Here is a 17,500-nt window from a genome sequence, read left to right on the forward strand (position 1 = left end):
TGCGGTAGATACCGGTGCCTCTACGGAGGGCGCTCCGGCCGCCATACGGTCGCGCCAGCTCTGCATCAGACAGAGTTGGTTCGATCAGGGTGCCTTGATACTACAGGGATCAAGGGCTTGTGCACCTGTGAAACTGCGCACCGTCGCGCTCGTCAGCCTGTGATCGGCGTGGGCGTGATGCGTGCGAAAACCTCCCGTAACGCGCGCTTTCCCAGCTCGCGCGGGTTCCGGGGGCCTCCGCCGCCCGGTGATCACCGTCCGGGGCCCGCCCCGTTCGTGCCCAGCCAGCCCGCGAGCTTGCCGCCGTGGGTGACCGCGCGCAGGCGCCGCTCCGCCGCGTCACGGACCGGGTCGGTGGCGACGACCAGCAGTTCGTCGCCTCGCCGCAGCACCGTCGTGGGCGACGGCACAAACGATTCTCCTTCGCGGACGACCAGGGTGACGGCGGCGCCGGGCGGCAGCCGCAGCTCGCCGACCTCCACCCCGTGCATCCGGGAGCCCTCGGGGACGGAGACGGACAGCAGGTGCCCGCGCAGCCGCTCCAGGGGCGCCGACTCGATGCCCAGGTCCGACGCCTCGCCCTTCTCGCCGAGCCGCAGGGTGCGCGCCAGCCAGGGGAGGGTCGGTCCCTGGACGAGGGTGTAGACGACGACCAGGACGAAAACGATGTTGAAGATGCGGCGGCTGCCGGTGACGCCGTTCACCATGGGGATGGTCGCCAGGATGATGGGCACGGCGCCGCGCAGCCCCGCCCACGACATGAGGGCCTGCTCCTGCCAGGGCACCCGGAACGGCGCCAGGCTGAACACCACGCTCAGCGGCCGGGCCACCATGGTCAGCACCAGCCCGATGACCAGGGCGGGCCAGACGTCGTCGCCCAGCTCGTGCGGGGTGACCAGCAGGCCGAGCACGACGAACATGCCGATCTGCGCGATCCAGCCGAGCCCCTCGGCGAAGCCGCGGGTGGCGGGCCAGTGCGGAAGCCGGGCGTTGCCGAGCACCATCGAGGCCAGATAGACGGCCAGGAAGCCGCTGCCGTGCGCCAGGGCGCCGGCGGCGTACGCCGTGACGGCGATCGCGAGCACGGCGATCGGGTAGAGGCCGGACGCGGGCAGCGCCACGTGCTTGAGTCCCCAGGAGCCGATCCAGCCCACGGCGATCCCCAGGGCCGCGCCGATGGCCAGTTCCAGGGCGATCTCGCCCAGCAGGACGTACCAGTGCTCGACCGGGCCGGCCGTGGAGAAGGCGACGACCAGGATGACCACGGGGGCGTCGTTGAAGCCGGACTCCGCCTCCAGCGTGCCCGTCACGCGCGCGGGGAGGGGAATTCTCCGGAGCACGGAGAAGACCGCCGCCGCGTCCGTCGAGGACACCACCGCGCCGATGATGAGCGCCTGCCGCCACTCCAGCCCGGTCAGCCAGTGCGCCCCCGCCGCGGTGACCCCCACGCTGATCGCGACCCCCAGGGTCGCCAGCACGGAGGCGGACGACAGGACCGGCCGGACCTCCTTCCACTTCGTGCCCAGGCCGCCCTCGGCGAGGATCACGACCAGGGCCGCGTAGCCCATGACCTGGGTCACCTCGGCGCTGTTGAAGTGGATGTCGCCGATGCCGTCCTGACCCATGAGGACGCCGATCCCCAGGTACACGAGCAGACTGGGGAGCCCGCTGCGCGAGGAGATCCGGACCGCCGCGACGGCGACGAGCAGGACGACGGAGCAGACGAGCAGAAGCTGGTTGAGGTGGTGGACAGTCAGCGGGCGTTCCTCCTCGGAATCCGGGCCGGTGATCCCCGGTTACTTCGTTACCTTACCTAACTCTTGACGCTTTCTTGACGTTCGCCGAGGCAAGATCGAACGCTCGTGCGCGCTGGTTCCCGACTCCGCGTCAAGCGGGACATGGCCCTGCGCCTATGGTTGCTCCAGCGCTCATTCAAAGTCACAGCCCGACCTGCCGCTCGCGTTAGGACAGCAAGGACAGCGATGCCCCCCAACACCACCGCCACAACGGGTGACACCGCCACCACGGGTGCCACGTCCGTCAAGTCCGGCAGGAAGAAGGGGCGCAAAGCCCGACTGGTCGTTCTTGTACTGGTTCTCGCCCTCATCGGTGGCGTCGCCTACGGGGCGTACTGGTCGATCAGCACGGTCCGCGCCTCCTTCCCGCAGACCACCGGTTCGATCAAGCTCGACGGCCTGTCCGGACCGGTCGACGTCAAGCGGGACGGCTACGGCATTCCGCAGATCTACGCGTCCTCGGACGAGGACCTGTTCATGGCGCAGGGCTACGTCCAGGCGCAGGACCGGTTCTACGAGATGGACGTGCGCCGGCACATGACCTCCGGCCGCCTGTCGGAGATGTTCGGCAAGAGCCAGGTCACGAACGACGAGTTCCTGCGCACCCTCGGCTGGGACCGTGTCGCGCAGCAGGAGTACGACCACAAGCTGTCGCCCGCCACGAAGAAATACCTCCAGGCGTACGCCAAGGGTGTCAACGCCTACCTCCGGGGCAAGGACGGCAAGGACATCTCCCTGGAGTACGCGGCCCTGGGCTTCAGCAACGACTACAAGCCGGGCGAGTGGACCCCGGTCGACTCGGTGTCGTGGCTGAAGGCGATGGCCTGGGACCTGCGCGGCAACATGCAGGACGAGATCGACCGCGCCCTGATGACGAGCCGCCTCGGCCCGCAGCAGATCCAGGACCTGTACCCGGCGTACCCGTACGGCCGCCACAAGCCGATCGTGCAGGAAGGCCAGTACAGCGAGCTGACCCGGGCCTTCCAGCAGGGCGACGGCACCGGCTCCGCGCAGGGCACGGGCAGCGGCACGGCCGGCGGCACGGGCACGACGGCCGGCGGCACGGGCACCGCGCAGGGCACGGCCGGCGGCACGGGCAGCGGCACGGGCTCCTCTCAGGGCACGACGGGTGCGACCGGCTCCTCGGCCTCGGCCGGGACGGGTTCGGGCCTCACGAGCCAGCTGGGGGGCCTCTACAAGGTCCTGGACGGCCTCCCCGCGGCCGTCGGCGTGAACGGCCAGGGCATCGGCTCCAACTCCTGGGTGGTCGGCGGGAAGTACACCATCACCGGCAAGCCGCTGCTCGCCAACGACCCGCACCTGTCGGCGTCCCTGCCGTCCGTCTGGTACCAGATGGGCCTGCACTGCCGGACCGTCTCCAGCAAGTGCCAGTACGACGTCACCGGCTACACCTTTGCCGGCATGCCCGGTGTGATCATCGGTCACAACGGCAAGATCGCCTGGGGCATGACCAACTCCGGTGTCGACGTCACCGACCTCTACCTGGAGAAGGTCAGCGCCAACGGCTACCTGTACGACGGCAAGGTGCGGCCCTTCAAGACGCGTGAGGAGACCATCGGGGTCGCCGGCGGCCAGTCCAAGACGATCGTCGTCCGGCAGACCCAGGACGGGATGCCGCTGCTGTCCGACCGCGACGACGAACTCGTCCAGGTCGGCAGGAAGGCGTCCGTCGACACCTCCGCTCCCGACCGCGGCGACGGCTACGGCATCGCCCTGAGGTGGACCGCGCTCGACCCGGGCACCTCCATGGACGCCGTGTTCGCCCTCGACAAGGCCGGCGACTGGAACGACTTCCGCGCGGCGGCGGCCCAGTTCGACGTGCCGTCGCAGAACCTGATCTACGCCGACACGGACAACCACATCGGCTACACGCTGCCCGGCAAGATCCCCACGCGCTCCGCCAAGGACGCCGGGGCCCTCCCGGTGCCGGGCTGGGAGTCGAAGTACCGCTGGACGGGCTTCATCAAGCCGGACGAGCTGCCCTACGAGTACGACCCCAAGCGCGGTTACATCGTCACCGCCAACCAGGCCGTGGTCGACCCGGGCAAGTACCCGTACACGCTCACCACCGACTGGGGCTACGGCGCCCGCAGCCAGCGCATCACCGACCTGATCGAGTCCAAGATCGGGGACGGCGGCAAGATCTCCACCGACGACATGCGGCAGATGCAGCTGGACAACAGCAGCGAGATCGCCAAGCTCCTGGTGCCCAAGCTGCTGAAGATCAACCTCAACGACCCGAAGGTCCGCCAGGCGCAGAAGCTGCTGGAGGGCTGGGACTACACCCAGGACGCCGACTCCGGGGCCGCCGCCTACTTCAACGCCGTCTGGCGCAACGTCCTCAAGCTCGCCTTCGGCAACAAGCTCCCCAAGGAGGTGCGCGTCAAGGGACAGTGCCTGTGGGTCGACAAGATCGACAGCACCGGCCCGGTGGACGACGACACCAAGGTGCGCGAGTGCGGTCAGCGTGACGCCGACCAGGCGCAGCCGGACGGCGGCGACCGCTGGTTCGAGGTCGTGCGCACCCTGATGGACAAGCCCGACAGCGACTGGTGGAAGGCCCCTCGGTCGGGCACCCGTCCCGCCGCGAACAACCGTGACCAGCTCTTCGCCCGCGCCATGATCGACGCCCGCTGGGAGCTGACCGCGAAGCTCGGCAAGGACATCGACACCTGGAGCTGGGGCCGGCTGCACCGGCTGTTCCTGAAGAACCAGACGCTCGGCACCGAGGGCCCCAAGGTCCTGCAGTACGTCCTGAACCGCGGCCCCTGGAAGCTCAGCGGCGGCGAGGCCACGGTGAACGCGAGCGGCTGGAACGCGGCCGGCGGCTACAACGTCGTCTGGGTGCCGTCCATGCGGATGGTCGCCAACCTCGCCGACCTCGACAAGTCCAAGTGGATCAACCTGTCCGGCGCCTCCGGGCACGCGTTCAGCGCGCACTACACGGACCAGACGGGCAAGTGGGCCAAGGGCGAGCTGCTGCCCTGGTCGTTCACGGCCAAGGCGGTGGACAAGAGCACGAGCGACACCCTCGTCCTCGAGCCGTGATCCTTCCCCTCTGAAAGGGCCCTCCACGCGCGTGGAGGGCCCTTTCGCGTGCCGGCCGGGAGGGCGGGTGGGCGCGGGCTTCCGGTCAGGCGGACGGGAAGCGGTGCACACCCGAGGGGGTCACCACCGCGTGGACCGGCCTGTCGTGCGCCTCGGCCGGCACCCGCGCGACTACCTCGGTGTCGTACAGCAGCACCACGAGCCGGGGGAGGGCGCCCGCGCGCTCCAGACGGGCCAGCACGCGGTCGTACGAACCACCGCCGCGTCCCAGGCGCATCCCGCGCGCGTCCACCGCGAGTCCGGGCAGCAGGACGACGTCCGCGCCCGTCACGGCCTCCGGCCCGAGACGCGCGCCGGAGGGCTCGAAAAGCGCCATCTTCCCGTGGTGTTCGACCCGGGCGAGGGAGTCCGGGCCGGTGTACTCGCCCCAGTCCAGATCGTTGTCCGGCAGGAGCGCCGGGAGCAGGACGCGCACGCCCCGCGCGCGCAGCGCGTCCAGCAGCGCGAGCGTGCCGGGCTCGCTCCCCACGGAGACGTACGCCGCCACCGTGCGCCCGCGCCCCAGCTCGGGCAGCTCCAGGGCGTGCTCCGCCAGGGCGCGGGCCGCCCCGCGGACGTCATCCGCCGTCAACCTGTTCCTCACCTTGAGGAGCTCTCGCCGCAACATGCGCTTGTCAGGCTCGCCCCTGCGTCCGAGGTGTTCCACGGGTCGTTCTCGCACCCTTCTCAATGCAGGTCATATGAGGGTCAAACAACCGGAGCCACAGAATTCCAGCAAAGGCACCGGATATGGTTGCGGGCATGACTCAGTCCCACCCCAGGATCAGCAAGGCTGTCATTCCCGCAGCCGGCCTCGGCACCCGGTTCCTGCCGGCCACCAAGGCCACTCCCAAGGAGATGCTGCCCGTCGTCGACAAGCCGGCGATCCAGTATGTGGTCGAGGAGGCCGTGTCGGCGGGGCTCGATGACGTCCTCATGGTCACCGGACGCAACAAGCGCCCCCTTGAGGACCATTTCGACCGAAATTACGAGCTGGAATCGGCGCTCGGGAAAAAGGGTGACGCCGCACGGCTCGCGAAAGTGCAGGAGTCCAGTGATCTGGCCACCATGCACTACGTACGCCAGGGCGACCCCAGGGGACTCGGTCATGCCGTGCTGTGCGCCGCCCCGCACGTCGGCCAAGAGCCGTTCGCCGTTCTTCTCGGTGACGACCTGATCGACCCGCGGGACCCGCTGCTCCAGCGCATGATCGATGTCCGGGAGCAGCACGGCGGCAGCGTCGTCGCCCTCATGGAGGTCGCGCCCGAGCAGATCCACCTCTACGGCTGCGCGGCCGTGGAGGCCACCTCCGACGGGGACGTGGTGAAGGTGACGGGGCTGGTCGAGAAGCCCGACCCGGCGGACGCCCCGTCCAGCTACGCGATCATCGGCCGCTATGTCCTCGACCCGAGCATCTTCGGCGTGCTGCGCGAGACCGAGCCGGGCCGCGGCGGCGAGATCCAGCTCACCGACGCCCTCCAGCAGCTCGCCCAGGACGAGAAGGTCGGCGGCCCCGTGCACGGCGTCGTCTTCAAGGGCCGCCGCTATGACACCGGCGACCGTGGCGACTATCTGCGTGCCATTGTCAGACTCGCGTGCGAACGTGAAGACCTGGGCCCGGACTTCCGGACCTGGCTTCGCAGTTACGTAGCCGAGGAGATGCAGCAATCTTGAGCAGCGCCGTGACCCGCCCCGCCGGCCCGGACGACCTGTGGTCGGTGGACGAGCACCTGGAGGACATCCTCTCGACCGTCCGCCCCCTCGAACCCATCGAGCTGCAACTGCTCGACGCCCAGGGCTGCGTCCTGGTCGACGACGTCACGGTGCCGGTGTCCCTGCCACCGTTCGACAACAGCTCCATGGACGGGTACGCGGTGCGGGTCGCGGACATCGCGGGCGCCGGTGAGGAGTTCCCGGCCGTCCTGGAGGTCGTCGGAGACGTCGCGGCCGGCGCGGCCGACCCGGTGCGGGTCGGCCCCGGGCAGGCCGCGCGCATCATGACCGGAGCGCCCCTGCCGCCCGGCGCCGAGGCCGTCGTCCCCGTCGAGTGGACCGACGGCGGGCTGGGCGAGGGCCCGGTGAGCGGCATGCGGGCGCGCAGCTCGGCGCCCGAGGGCGCCGAGGGGCACGTGCACGTGTACCGCCCGGCCGAGGCGCGCGCGCACGTGCGGGCCAAGGGCAGCGACGTACGGGCCGGCGACCGGGCCCTGGAGGCCGGGACGATCCTCGGCCCGCCGCAGATCGCGCTGCTCGCCGCGATCGGCCGCGGCACGGTACGCGTGCGTCCGCGCCCCCGCGTGGTCGTGATGTCCACCGGCAGCGAACTCGTCCAGCCCGGTGAGCAACTGGCCCCCGGCCAGATCTTCGACTCCAACAGTTTCTCCCTCACCGCCGCCGCGCGGGACGCGGGCGCCATCGCCTACCGGGTGGGTGCCGTCGCGGACGACGCCGAGACCCTCCGCTCCACCATCGAGGACCAGCTCATCCGCGCGGACCTGCTGGTGACCACGGGCGGGGTGAGCGTGGGGGCGTACGACGTCGTGAAGGAGGCGCTGTCGTACGTCGGCGACGAGGACGTGGCGGGCAGCGGCGTCGAGTTCCGCAAGCTCGCCATGCAGCCCGGCAAGCCGCAGGGCTTCGGCTCGATCGGCCCCGACCACACGCCGCTGCTGGCCCTGCCCGGCAACCCGGTGTCGTCGTACGTCTCCTTCGAGTTGTTCGTCCGCCCCGCCATCCGCGCCCTGATGGGCCTCACGGATCTCCACCGGCCCCGCGCGCGGGCCGCCCTGAAGGCGGACGAGGCGCTGCGCTCGCCCAAGGGGCGCCGCCAGTTCCTGCGCGGGGCATACACCGACGGGGAGGTGGTCCCGGTGGGCGGCACCGGTTCCCACCTGATCGCCGCCCTGGCACGGGCCGACGCGCTGATCGTGGTCCCCGAGGACGCCGAGTCCGTCGAGCCCGGCAGCGAGGTCGAGGTACTGCTGCTCGGCTGACGCGTGCGAGGCCGCCCCAGGACGATCCTGGTCCGCTGCGCGCGCCGGCTTGCCGGTACCGTGTCGCGCACAGCAGGCCCGCGCTCCGCACCGCGCCGGGCCCGGACCGGGAGCGCCACACCATGACCGTGCCTTCCCGGGGGGAGACCCCCGGACGCCCTGAGCAGGACCGACTGACGCACATCGACGAGGCGGGCGCGGCCCGCATGGTCGACGTGTCCGAGAAGGACGTGACGGCGCGCACCGCCCGCGCGAGCGGCCGGGTTCTCGTCTCGCCGCGCGTGGTGGAGCTGCTGCGCGGTGAGGGGGTGCCCAAGGGTGACGCCCTCGCCACCGCGCGCATCGCCGGGATCATGGGCGCCAAGCGCACCCCGGATCTGATCCCGCTGTGCCACCCCTTGTCGGTGTCGGGTGTGAGACTGGACCTGTCGGTCGCGGACGACGCCGTGGAGATCCAGGCCACCGTGCGGACGACGGACCGCACGGGTGTCGAGATGGAGGCGCTCACCGCGGTGACGGTCGCCGCGCTCACCGTGATCGACATGGTCAAGGCGGTCGACAAGGGAGCGGTCATCACGGACGTGCGCGTGGAAGAGAAGACGGGCGGCAAGTCGGGCGACTGGAGCCGGGGATGACGTACGACGACACCTCCGGTGGCGCGCTGCGGGCGCCCTGCTCCGCGCTGGTCGTCACCGCCTCCAACCGGGCCGCCGCGGGTGTCTACGAGGACACGGCCGGCCCGCTGATCGTGAAGGGCCTGCAGGACGCCGGGTTCGCCGTGGACGGGCCGCAGGTGGTGCCCGACGGGGATCCGGTGGAAGCGGCGCTGCGGGCGGCGGTGGAGGCCGGGTACGACGTCGTCGTCACCACCGGCGGCACCGGTATCTCGCCCACCGACCGCACCCCCGAGGCGACCCGCGCGGTGATCGACCGCGAGGTGCCCGGCATCGCGGAGGCCGTGCGCGCCTACGGGCGGGAGAAGGTGCCGGCCGCCGCGCTGTCGCGGGGCCTGGCGGGAGTGGCCGGGGGGACGCTGATCGTCAACCTGCCGGGGTCGAGCGGCGGGGTGCGGGACGGCCTGGCCGTGCTGGAGCCCCTGCTGACCCACGCCGTCGACCAGATCCGCGGCGGTGACCACCCCAGACCCTCCCCCAGTGCCCCGAAGGCCTGGGAGGTACCCCCGGGGGGTGCGAGCTGAACGGCCCTTCCTGGCCCGTCGTGCTGGCGGACGGCGATGTCGTCCTCCGGCCGATAAAGCTGCGCGACCAGCGGGCCTGGCGCGAGGTGAACCGGCGCAACCGCGACTGGCTGCGCCCCTGGGAGGCGACCATCCCGCCGCCCACACCGAGCGGCCCGGTCACCCACCGGCCGACCTTCCGGCAGATGGTCCGGCACCTGCGTTCCGAGGCCGGCGCGGGCCGGATGCTGCCGTTCGTCATCGAATACCAGGGGCGGCTCGTCGGACAGTTGACGGTCGCCGGGATCACCTGGGGATCGATGTGCTCGGGGCATGTCGGCTACTGGGTGGACGAGTCGGTGGCCGGACGCGGGGTGATGCCGACGGCCGTCGCGCTCGTGGTGGACCACTGTTTCCGCGCCGTCGGCCTGCACCGCATCGAGGTCTGCATTCGTCCCGAGAACCGGCCGAGCCGGCGGGTCGTGGAGAAACTCGGATTCCGCGAGGAGGGGCTCCGGCCGCGTTATCTGCACATCGACGGCGCCTGGCGCGACCATCTCGTCTTCGCGCTCACCGCGGAGGAGGTGCCCGACGGGCTGCTCGCCCGGTGGCGTCGGGCGCTCTCCCAGGAGGCCCGGCGCGCCGAGCGGCCGGCCGGCCCCGGGGGCGTCCCGGGGAATCCCGCCGAGCGCCCCTGAATTGAATATGTGTTCGAAATTGATCGGTTGCTGACCGCCCCTGGCCGCTTGAATTCGCGGAGACCCTGGTCCACTGATCGCATCGGTCGCAAAAAAAGCTGGAAATATCAGCCAGATCGTGCGACACACCGGCCCAATTGGCGGATGGCCTCGCACAAACCCCTCTACCGTGTGAGGCGTGAGCAGCAGCGGCCTCATCTACGCAGTCATTGTCGGGGCCTGGGCCGCCTACTTGGTGCCGATGTGGCTCCGTAGGCAGGACGAGCTGAACGAGGCCCGTCCGACGGAACGCTTCAGCACCGCCATCCGGCTGCTTTCCGGACGGGCGGGCATGGAGCGTCGGTACGCCAGGGACCTGCGGGCACGCTCCGCCCAGGAGGGGGAGCCGGACGCCGGCGATCCGGACGCGGTCACCGACTCGGTGGACGTCCGGGCCTTCGCCGTGCCTCCGACCCGCCGTCAGGTCGGTGCGGAAGCCGAGCCCGAGGCGCCCAGCAGGGCACAGCCAGCGCGTGACCAGAGCACCGCGCCGGCGCCCAAGTCCCCCTCCGTACCGGCACCGGCGCCCGCACCGCAGCGTGAATCGGTGGCACGGCGTGCGTCCTCGGCGCAGACGGCCGCGGCCCGCGCCCGGCGCTCGAAGGTGCTCGCGCGCCGTCGGCGCACCACCGTGATGCTCTTCCTCGCCTTCACGCTCGGCGCGATCGCCGCCGCCGTCGGCGGGCTCGCGTTCCTGTGGGTGCCCGGCGTGCCGGCCGCCACGCTCAGCGCGTACATCGCCTACCTGCGTACGCAGGAGCGTCGCCGCTTCGCCTACCAGATGGACCGGCAGCGTGCCGAGGCCGCCGCCCAGCGCCTGCGCGAGCGCCAGCCGCGCCGGCGCGCGTCCGCCGACGAGGGCACGGGTGCCGAGGAGGCGGACGGGTCCCAGGGCGCCGACACCGACACCGGCCTCTCCGCGCTCGCCGCCGACCGGCGCGCGCTCGTCGAGCAGACCGACCACGCCGAGTGGGTCGACCAGCAGCGGGAGCGGCAGCGGCGGCCCGGTCACGGGGACAGCTGGGATCCGGTGCCGGTGCCCTTGCCGACGTACGTCACCGCGCCCGTCGCCCCGCGGGCCACCTCCGACGTGGATCTGGGGGCGCCCGACACCTGGAGTTCGGCGCGTTCCAGCGCGGTGGTGCCGGAGCACGAGGCAGGCCGTGCGCCGCAGAGCGGGGCGGGCGAGCCGGAACCGGAGGCCGGGGACAAGCCGGCGGCCGGCCGCGGTGACGCGTTGCCGCACGCCCGGAGGCGCTCACGCGGGGGGACGCCCACGGCGGCCTCGGCCCGCCGGGCACGTGAGCGCGGACGCACGCCCCTGTTCGATCAGTACGAGGACGGCGACCGCCCGCGCGCGGCCAACGAATAGGCCCGCCCCGCACCCCTGCCCTGACCAGTCAGGGAACGGATTTCCAAGCACCCCGATCGGGATGCTAAAGTTTCACTCGTTGCAAGGGCCTGTGGCGCAGTCCGGTAGCGCACCTCGTTCGCATCGAGGGGGCCAGGGGTTCAAATCCCCTCAGGTCCACGCACGACTGTTCCTGAGTCAGCTCGGGAGCGGTGAGCGAAGATCCCGCCGATCATCACGATCGGTCGGGATCTTCGTCGTTTCCGGAGCCGTTCACGGAGACGGGCATCGCCGTGACAGGGGTCACGCCGTCCCGTGTGCCTGTGCCTCAGAGCCGCTTGGCGAAGCAGCGGCTCTCCTCGTACTCGCGGTAGTAGCCGAACTTCCGGCACGGCGCGTAACCGCTGGAGAGGTACAAGGCGATGGCCTCGGGCTGCTTGGTGCCCGTCTCCAGGACCATGCGGACCCGGCCGGCGGTGCGGGCGTCCTCCTCCAGGGCCGTGAGCATGCGGCGCGCCAGGCCCCGGCCGCGCATCTCCTCGATGACGTACATGCGCTTGAGTTCGGCGTCGCCGTCCTCGTTGCCCTCGCCGTTGTCGTCCTGGCTGCGCCAGCCGCCGGTGGCCACCGGGCGGCCGTGCTCGTCGTACGCGATCAGGTACGCGCCCCGGGGCGGGTCGAAGTCGGTGGCGTCGAGGGCCGTGGCGTCGCCCCCGTCGCCGTAGCGCAGGTGGTACTCGGCCTGGACCTCGTCGTTGAGCTTCACGGCGTCGGGGTGGTCGAAGCGGACGCGGCGTATAGTCATGCTGGGTATCGTACTTCTATGCAGGCGGCGGGATGCCGGGCTTTGCGGACCTGGCTTTGCGGACCTGGACCAGTGTGCCGGTATCGTGCCCGGGTGCTGACTGTGACCTCGGTTAACGTGAACGGGCTGCGGGCCGCCGCGAAGAAGGGCTTCGTGGAGTGGCTCGCCGGGAGCGACGCGGACGTCGTCTGCCTCCAGGAGGTGCGCGCCGAGCCGCACCAGCTGCCCGAGGAGGTCCGCCGGCCCGACGGCTGGCACGTCGTGCACGCCCCGGCCGCCGCCAAGGGCCGGGCGGGCGTCTCCCTTTACACCCGGCGCGAGCCCGACCGGGTCCGGATCGGCTTCGGCTCCGCCGAGTTCGACGGCAGCGGGCGCTACGTCGAGGCCGAGCTGCCCGGTGTCACGGTCGCCTCCCTCTACCTGCCCTCCGGCGAGGTCGGCACCGAACGGCAGGAGGAGAAGATCCGCTTCATGGGCGAGTTCCTCGCCCATCTGAAGGAGCTGCGCGAGCGCGCCGCCGCCGACGGGCGCGAGGTCGTCGTCTGCGGCGACTGGAACATCGCCCACCGGCAGGCCGACCTCAAGAACTGGCGCGGCAACACCAAGAACTCCGGATTCCTGCCGGAGGAGCGGGACTGGCTCGGCCGGGTGTTCGCCGCCGGGGACGGCGGGTACGTCGACGTCGTCCGCGCGCTGCACCCCGACGCCGAGGGTCCGTACACCTGGTGGTCCTACCGCGGGCGGGCCTTCGACAACGACTCCGGCTGGCGCATCGACTACCACGTTGCCACGCCCGGACTCGCCGGCCGGGCGGTCAAGGGCTTCGTGGAGCGCGCCGCCACGCACGCCGAGCGGTGGTCGGACCACGCGCCGGTGACCGTCGCCTACGACCTGTAGCGAGTCGTCTCCGCCGGGAGTGACCGGCCGGCGGCGCTCAGTCGCTCTTGCTCAGGCGGCGGTCCAGCGCCAGGGAGAGTTCCGCCTCCACGACGCTGCGGGCCAGCGGGCGCAGGCGCTGCAGGTCCTCCTCGGGCGCGTGGCGCAGGATGACGTCGGAGAAGAGTGCGGCCAGGGCCTCGGCGTGCTCGCGGACGCGGACGGCGGCCGTCAGGACCTCGGCGAGCGGGATCCCCTCACGGACCAGTGCGGAGGAGACGTCCAGCAGGCGCCGGCTGATGTGGACGATCTGGTCGCCGTCGGTGCCGATGTAGCCCAGCTCCATGGCGGCGGCGAGGTTGCCGGGCGTGACCTCGTCTGCGAAGACGGCCGCGAGCTCCTCGGGGGTGAGGCGGACCGGCTCCTCCTCGGTGGGGGCACCCACACCGAGCAGGTCGGCGACGTCCCGGCCGTGGTCGAACGCCTCGGCCAGCTCCGCGATGCCGTTCAGGGTGTGGCCGCGCTCCAGCAGGGCCGCGATGGTGCGCAGCCGGGCCAGATGATGGTCGTCGTACCAGGCTATGCGGCCCTCGCGGCGGGGCGGCGGGAGCAGTTTGCGCTCGCGGTAGAAGCGCAGGGTGCGCACGGTGATGCCGGCCAGCCGGGCCAGTTCCTCCATGCGGTACTCGCGGGGGGCGCCGGGGTGCGCCGGCTCCGGGTGCGTCCGCGGGCCGGCCGGCTCCGGGCGGGTCTCCGGGTGTTCTGCGTCCTCTGCCACGCCCGCAGCCTATGGCGTACCGACGGTAACTTTCCCGCCCGCGCCCCCTACCGCTCGGTACGGAGCTGCTCTACAGTCCCATTGCGCCAGTGTTCACTGGCAGGGTTTCTAGGTGATGCGTGGAGGCTTCGGGATGGCCGAGCACGAGCATGTACGGGTGGCGGTGATCGGGTCCGGGTTCGGCGGGCTGGGTGCCGCCGTGCGGCTGCGCCGCGAGGGGATCACCGACTTCGTCGTCCTGGAGCGGGCCGACAGCGTCGGAGGCACCTGGCGGGACAACAGTTACCCCGGGTGCGCCTGTGACGTGCCCTCGCACCTCTACTCCTTCTCCTTCGCGCCCAACCCGGACTGGCCGCGCACCTTCTCCGGGCAGGGCCACATCCGCGCCTACCTGGAGCACGTCACCGACCTGTTCGGCCTGCGCCCGCACCTGCGCCTCGACTCCGAGGTCAAGCTGATGACCTGGGACGGCGACAGCCTGCGGTGGAACATCGAGACCACGCGCGGCTCGCTCAGCGCCGACGTCGTCGTCTCCGCCACCGGGCCGCTGTCCGACCCGAAGATCCCCGAGATCCCGGGACTCGAGTCGTTCCCGGGCAAGGTGTTCCACTCCGCCCGCTGGGACCACGAGTACGACCTGCGCGGCAAGCGGGTCGCCATGGTCGGCACCGGCGCCTCCGCGATCCAGATCGTGCCCGCCATCCAGCCGCAGGCCGGCCGGCTCACCCTCTTCCAGCGCACCCCGCCGTGGGTGATGCCCCGCGTCGACCGCGCCATCAGCGGTGCCGAGCGGTGGCTGCACCGGCGGCTGCCCGTCACCGCCCGGGCCCGGCGCGGACTGCTGTGGGGCATCCGGGAGTTGCAGGTGCAGGCGTTCACCAAGCGCCCCGACGAACTCGGCCTCGTCGAACAGCTCGCCAAGCGCAACATGGCCCGTGCCGTGAAGGACCCCGCCCTGCGCGCCAAGCTCACCCCGGACTACCGCATCGGCTGCAAGCGCATCCTGCTGTCCAGCGCCTACTACCCGGCGCTGGCCAAGCCCAACGTGGACGTGGTCGCCGCCGGACTGAGCGAGATCCGCGGGTCGACGGTCATCGCCTCCGACGGCGCCGAGGCCGAGGTCGACGCGATCGTCTTCGGCACGGGCTTCCACGTCACGGACATGCCGATCGCCGAACGCGTGGTCGGAGCGGAGGGCAGCACGCTCGCGGAGTCCTGGAAGAACGGCATGCGGGCGCTGCGCGGCGCCTCGGCGGCCGGGTTCCCGAACTGGATGACCATCATCGGGCCCAACACCGGCCTCGGGAACTCCTCCATGATCCTCATGATCGAGTCCCAGCTGAACTACATGGCCGACTACCTGCGCCAGCTCGACGTCCTGGGCGGCCGTACCGCTCTCGACGCCCGGCCCGCCGCCGTCGAGTCCTGGAACCACAAGGTCCAGGAACGCATGAAGCGAACCGTGTGGAACACCGGTGGCTGCACCAGCTGGTACCTGGACGCGAGCGGTCGCAACACCACCATCTGGCCCGGTACGACCACCGAGTTCCGCAGCGCCACCCGGCGGGTGGACCTGGCGGAGTACGAGGTCATCCGGAAGCCGTCGGCACAGAGGACCGAGAAGGCCGCGAAGGGCACGAAGGCCGCCGTGGCGCGCACGCGGAGCGAGGCCACCGCATGAGCCGGCGCGCCTCGGGCGTCTCCCGCCTCCCCGGCCCCCGTACGGCGTCCGTCACCTCCGGCCCGTACGCCCCGCCCACCCCTTCCCGCACGCTCACCGCCGTCTCCGCCGACGGCGCCCGGCTGCACGTGGAGGTGCACGGCCAGGAGGGCGCGCCCGCGGTCGTCCTCTCCCACGGCTGGACCTGCTCGACGGCGTTCTGGGCGGCCCAGATACGGGACCTGGCGACCGATCACCGGGTGATCGCCTACGACCAGAGGGGGCACGGGCACAGTCCCGCGAGCCCCGCGTGCACGACCGACGCGCTGGCGGACGACCTCGAAGCGGTGCTCGCGGCGACGCTCGCACCCGGGGAGAAGGCGCTGATCGCCGGCCACTCCATGGGCGGCATGACGGTCATGGCCGCGGCCGGGCGCCCCCGCTTCCGGGACCACGCCGCCGCCGTCCTGCTGTGCAGCACGGGCAGTTCGCGGCTGATCGCCGAGTCGCGCGTGGTGCCGTTGCGCGCCGGACGCGTACGCACCTGGATCACCGGGCGGGTTCTCGGCTCGCGCGCCCCCCTCGGGCCGGTCACGCCGGTCGCGAGGAGCATCCTCAAGTACGCCACCATGGGCGCCGGTTCCGCCGCGCACCGGGTGGAGGCGTGCGCGCGGATCGTGCACGCCTGCCCGCGTGCCGTGCGCCACTCGTGGGGGACCGTACTCGCGGCGCTCGATCTGGACCACGGGGTACGGGAGTTGCGCGTGCCCACCGCGGTGCTGCACGGCACGTCCGACCGGCTCACGCCCCCCGTGCACGCCCGGGCGCTGGTCTCCGCGCTGCCGCACTGCGTCGGCCTCACCGAGCTGACCGGCATCGGCCACATGACCCCGATCGAGGCCCCCGAGCCGGTGACCGGCCGGATCCGGGAACTCGTCACGGCCTACGTCACGGGGGCCGGCCCCGCGGACACGCACGAACACGGTTCCATCCCCGCGCAGATCAAGGAGGGCTCATGAGCACGGTCGGCCTCGAAGGACAGGTGGCGGTCGTCACGGGAGCGGCGCGCGGCGTCGGTGAGCTGCTGGCGCGCAAGCTGTCCGCGCGCGGGGCGAAGGTCGCGCTGGTCGGGCTGGAGGAGGAGGCGCTCAAGGAGGTCTCCGGACGCCTGCACAGCGACAGCGCCCACTGGTACGCCGACGTCACCGACCACGAGACCATGAGCCGGGTCGCGCGCGAGGTGAAGGAACGCTTCGGGAAGGTCGACATCGTGGTCGCCAACGCCGGTGTGGCGACCGGCGGTCCCTTCGCCGACTCCGACCCGCTGGCCTGGCGGCGCGTGATCGAGGTGAACCTGATCGGTTCGGCGGTGACCGCGCGCGCCTTCCTGCCGGTGCTGGTCGAGAGCCGGGGCTATCTGCTGCAGATCGCCTCGCTCGCCGCGATCACGCCCGCGCCGATGATGACGGCGTACTGCGCCTCCAAGTCGGGCGTGGAGGCGTACGCGCACAGTCTGCGCGCCGAGGTCGGCTACCAGGGGGTGCGCGTCGGCGTCGGGTACCTGTCCTGGACCGACACCGACATGGTGCGCGGTGCCGACCAGGACGAGGTCATGCGGGAGCTGCGGCAGCGGCTGCCGTGGCCGTCGAACAAGACGTACCCGCTGGGGCCCGCGGTGGACCGGCTCGTCGCCGGGATCGAGCGGCGCTCGGCGCACGTGTACGGACAGTGGTGGCTGCGCGGCATGCAGGGTGTGCGCGGCTACCTGCCGGCGCTCATCGGGACGGTCGGCCAGCGGGAGATGAAGCGGTTCGCGCCCCGGCTGCCGGGAATGCGTTCCGGGCTCGTCGGCGCAGGTGGGGCGGCTGACGAGGCGGCCCGCGTCACGCAACGTAACTGATCGACATGCAGCCGGTGTTCGCCCGTGTGAATCTGGTCGAGGCCCCACCGAGGGGCCAACCCCCCACCCTCACCACGGGAGTGAACCCACATGGGTATGAAGGACAAGTCGAGCCACCTGCAGAACCAGGGCAAGGAGAAGATGGACCAGGCCCGCGAGAAGGCCGGCCAGCGCGGTCAGCAGCCGAACCGTCAGGGCCGGCCGCAGAGCGAGCGGGGCGGCGAGAACCACCGTGACATCCAGGACACGGAGCAGATGGAAGACCGCTTCGACCGGGACTACGACGCGTAACCACTGCGCTCGGCCTGGGCCGAAATGA

16 protein-coding genes and 1 tRNA gene are annotated in these 17,500 nt (G+C 71.6%); 13 read left to right on the forward strand and 4 right to left on the reverse strand.

Annotation, left to right across the window (positions count from 1 at the left end):
* Positions 1–251: 251 nt before the first annotated feature.
* Positions 252–1,790, reverse strand: coding sequence for a potassium/proton antiporter (locus AB0B40_RS00610; protein WP_362262039.1), 1,539 nt, complete (start codon positions 1,788–1,790; stop codon positions 252–254).
* Positions 1,791–1,982: 192 nt separating this feature from the next.
* Between AB0B40_RS00610 and AB0B40_RS00615 the strand changes: the two genes are divergently transcribed.
* Entirely contained in the window at positions 1,983–4,865 is a 2,883-nt protein-coding gene (locus AB0B40_RS00615) for a penicillin acylase family protein (RefSeq protein ID WP_362261767.1), read from the forward strand.
* An 85-nt stretch (positions 4,866–4,950) separates the two neighbouring features.
* Here the strand turns inward: AB0B40_RS00615 and AB0B40_RS00620 are convergent, their stop codons facing one another.
* Positions 4,951–5,532 (reverse strand): 5-formyltetrahydrofolate cyclo-ligase, encoded by a 582-nt coding sequence (locus tag AB0B40_RS00620; RefSeq protein ID WP_362261770.1) that lies wholly within the window; start codon positions 5,530–5,532, stop codon positions 4,951–4,953.
* A gap of 134 nt (positions 5,533–5,666) precedes the next feature.
* On the opposite strand from AB0B40_RS00620, the gene galU reads away from it, so the two are divergent.
* The 7 genes from galU to AB0B40_RS00655 all read left to right on the forward strand — a co-directional run bounded on the left by galU (position 5,667) and on the right by AB0B40_RS00655 (position 11,342).
* A complete protein-coding gene (galU, locus tag AB0B40_RS00625) occupies positions 5,667–6,578 on the forward strand; it encodes a UTP--glucose-1-phosphate uridylyltransferase GalU (protein ID WP_345056363.1) in 912 nt (303 codons plus the stop codon).
* Complete coding sequence (gene glp, locus AB0B40_RS00630; protein ID WP_345056361.1) at positions 6,575–7,897, forward strand: gephyrin-like molybdotransferase Glp; 1,323 nt, start codon at positions 6,575–6,577, stop codon at positions 7,895–7,897. Before galU ends, glp begins: the two co-directional genes overlap by 4 nt.
* Before the next feature lie 122 nt (positions 7,898–8,019).
* A complete protein-coding gene (moaC, locus tag AB0B40_RS00635; RefSeq protein WP_345056359.1) occupies positions 8,020–8,532 on the forward strand; it encodes a cyclic pyranopterin monophosphate synthase MoaC in 513 nt (170 codons plus the stop codon).
* Positions 8,529–9,095: a MogA/MoaB family molybdenum cofactor biosynthesis protein gene (locus AB0B40_RS00640; protein WP_345056357.1), complete on the forward strand. Its 567-nt coding sequence runs from the start codon at positions 8,529–8,531 to the stop codon at positions 9,093–9,095. The genes moaC and AB0B40_RS00640 overlap by 4 nt, the downstream gene beginning before the upstream one ends.
* A 20-nt stretch (positions 9,096–9,115) precedes the next feature.
* On the forward strand, positions 9,116–9,772 hold the full coding sequence (locus tag AB0B40_RS00645; RefSeq protein WP_345056355.1) for a GNAT family protein: 657 nt from the start codon (positions 9,116–9,118) through the stop codon (positions 9,770–9,772).
* A gap of 178 nt (positions 9,773–9,950) precedes the next feature.
* A complete protein-coding gene (glpR, locus tag AB0B40_RS00650; protein ID WP_362261775.1) occupies positions 9,951–11,183 on the forward strand; it encodes a gephyrin-like molybdotransferase receptor GlpR in 1,233 nt (410 codons plus the stop codon).
* Between the two features lie 85 nt (positions 11,184–11,268).
* A tRNA-Ala gene (locus tag AB0B40_RS00655) sits at positions 11,269–11,342 on the forward strand.
* Positions 11,343–11,490: 148 nt separating this feature from the next.
* Here the strand turns inward: AB0B40_RS00655 and AB0B40_RS00660 are convergent.
* Entirely contained in the window at positions 11,491–11,967 is a 477-nt protein-coding gene (locus AB0B40_RS00660; protein WP_362261778.1) for a GNAT family N-acetyltransferase, read from the reverse strand.
* 93 nt (positions 11,968–12,060) lie between these two features.
* Here AB0B40_RS00660 and AB0B40_RS00665 point away from each other — a divergent pair, with 93 nt between their 5' ends.
* Complete coding sequence (locus AB0B40_RS00665; RefSeq protein WP_345056349.1) at positions 12,061–12,864, forward strand: exodeoxyribonuclease III; 804 nt, start codon at positions 12,061–12,063, stop codon at positions 12,862–12,864.
* A gap of 37 nt (positions 12,865–12,901) precedes the next feature.
* On the opposite strand, the gene AB0B40_RS00670 is transcribed toward AB0B40_RS00665, so the two are convergent.
* Positions 12,902–13,522 carry a MerR family transcriptional regulator gene (locus AB0B40_RS00670; protein WP_345056378.1) on the reverse strand — a complete coding sequence of 207 codons (621 nt, stop codon included), beginning with the start codon at positions 13,520–13,522 and terminating at the stop codon, positions 12,902–12,904.
* Between the two features lie 232 nt (positions 13,523–13,754).
* Between AB0B40_RS00670 and AB0B40_RS00675 the strand changes: the two genes are divergently transcribed.
* From AB0B40_RS00675 to AB0B40_RS00690, 4 genes are all read left to right on the forward strand, one after another.
* Positions 13,755–15,302, forward strand: coding sequence for an NAD(P)/FAD-dependent oxidoreductase (locus AB0B40_RS00675; protein ID WP_362261782.1), 1,548 nt, complete (start codon positions 13,755–13,757; stop codon positions 15,300–15,302).
* Positions 15,299–16,300, forward strand: coding sequence for an alpha/beta hydrolase (locus AB0B40_RS00680; RefSeq protein ID WP_345056345.1), 1,002 nt, complete (start codon positions 15,299–15,301; stop codon positions 16,298–16,300). The genes AB0B40_RS00675 and AB0B40_RS00680 overlap by 4 nt, the downstream gene beginning before the upstream one ends.
* Complete coding sequence (locus AB0B40_RS00685) at positions 16,297–17,181, forward strand: SDR family oxidoreductase (protein ID WP_345056343.1); 885 nt, start codon at positions 16,297–16,299, stop codon at positions 17,179–17,181. The genes AB0B40_RS00680 and AB0B40_RS00685 overlap by 4 nt, the downstream gene beginning before the upstream one ends.
* A gap of 90 nt (positions 17,182–17,271) precedes the next feature.
* Positions 17,272–17,472: a hypothetical protein gene (locus tag AB0B40_RS00690; RefSeq protein WP_345056341.1), complete on the forward strand. Its 201-nt coding sequence runs from the start codon at positions 17,272–17,274 to the stop codon at positions 17,470–17,472.
* The last annotated feature ends 28 nt before the right edge of the window (positions 17,473–17,500 follow it).

Origin of the sequence: Streptomyces sp. NPDC042638, from assembly GCF_040647235.1 — a bacterium.
GTDB classification, from domain to species: domain Bacteria; phylum Actinomycetota; class Actinomycetes; order Streptomycetales; family Streptomycetaceae; genus Streptomyces; species Streptomyces rameus.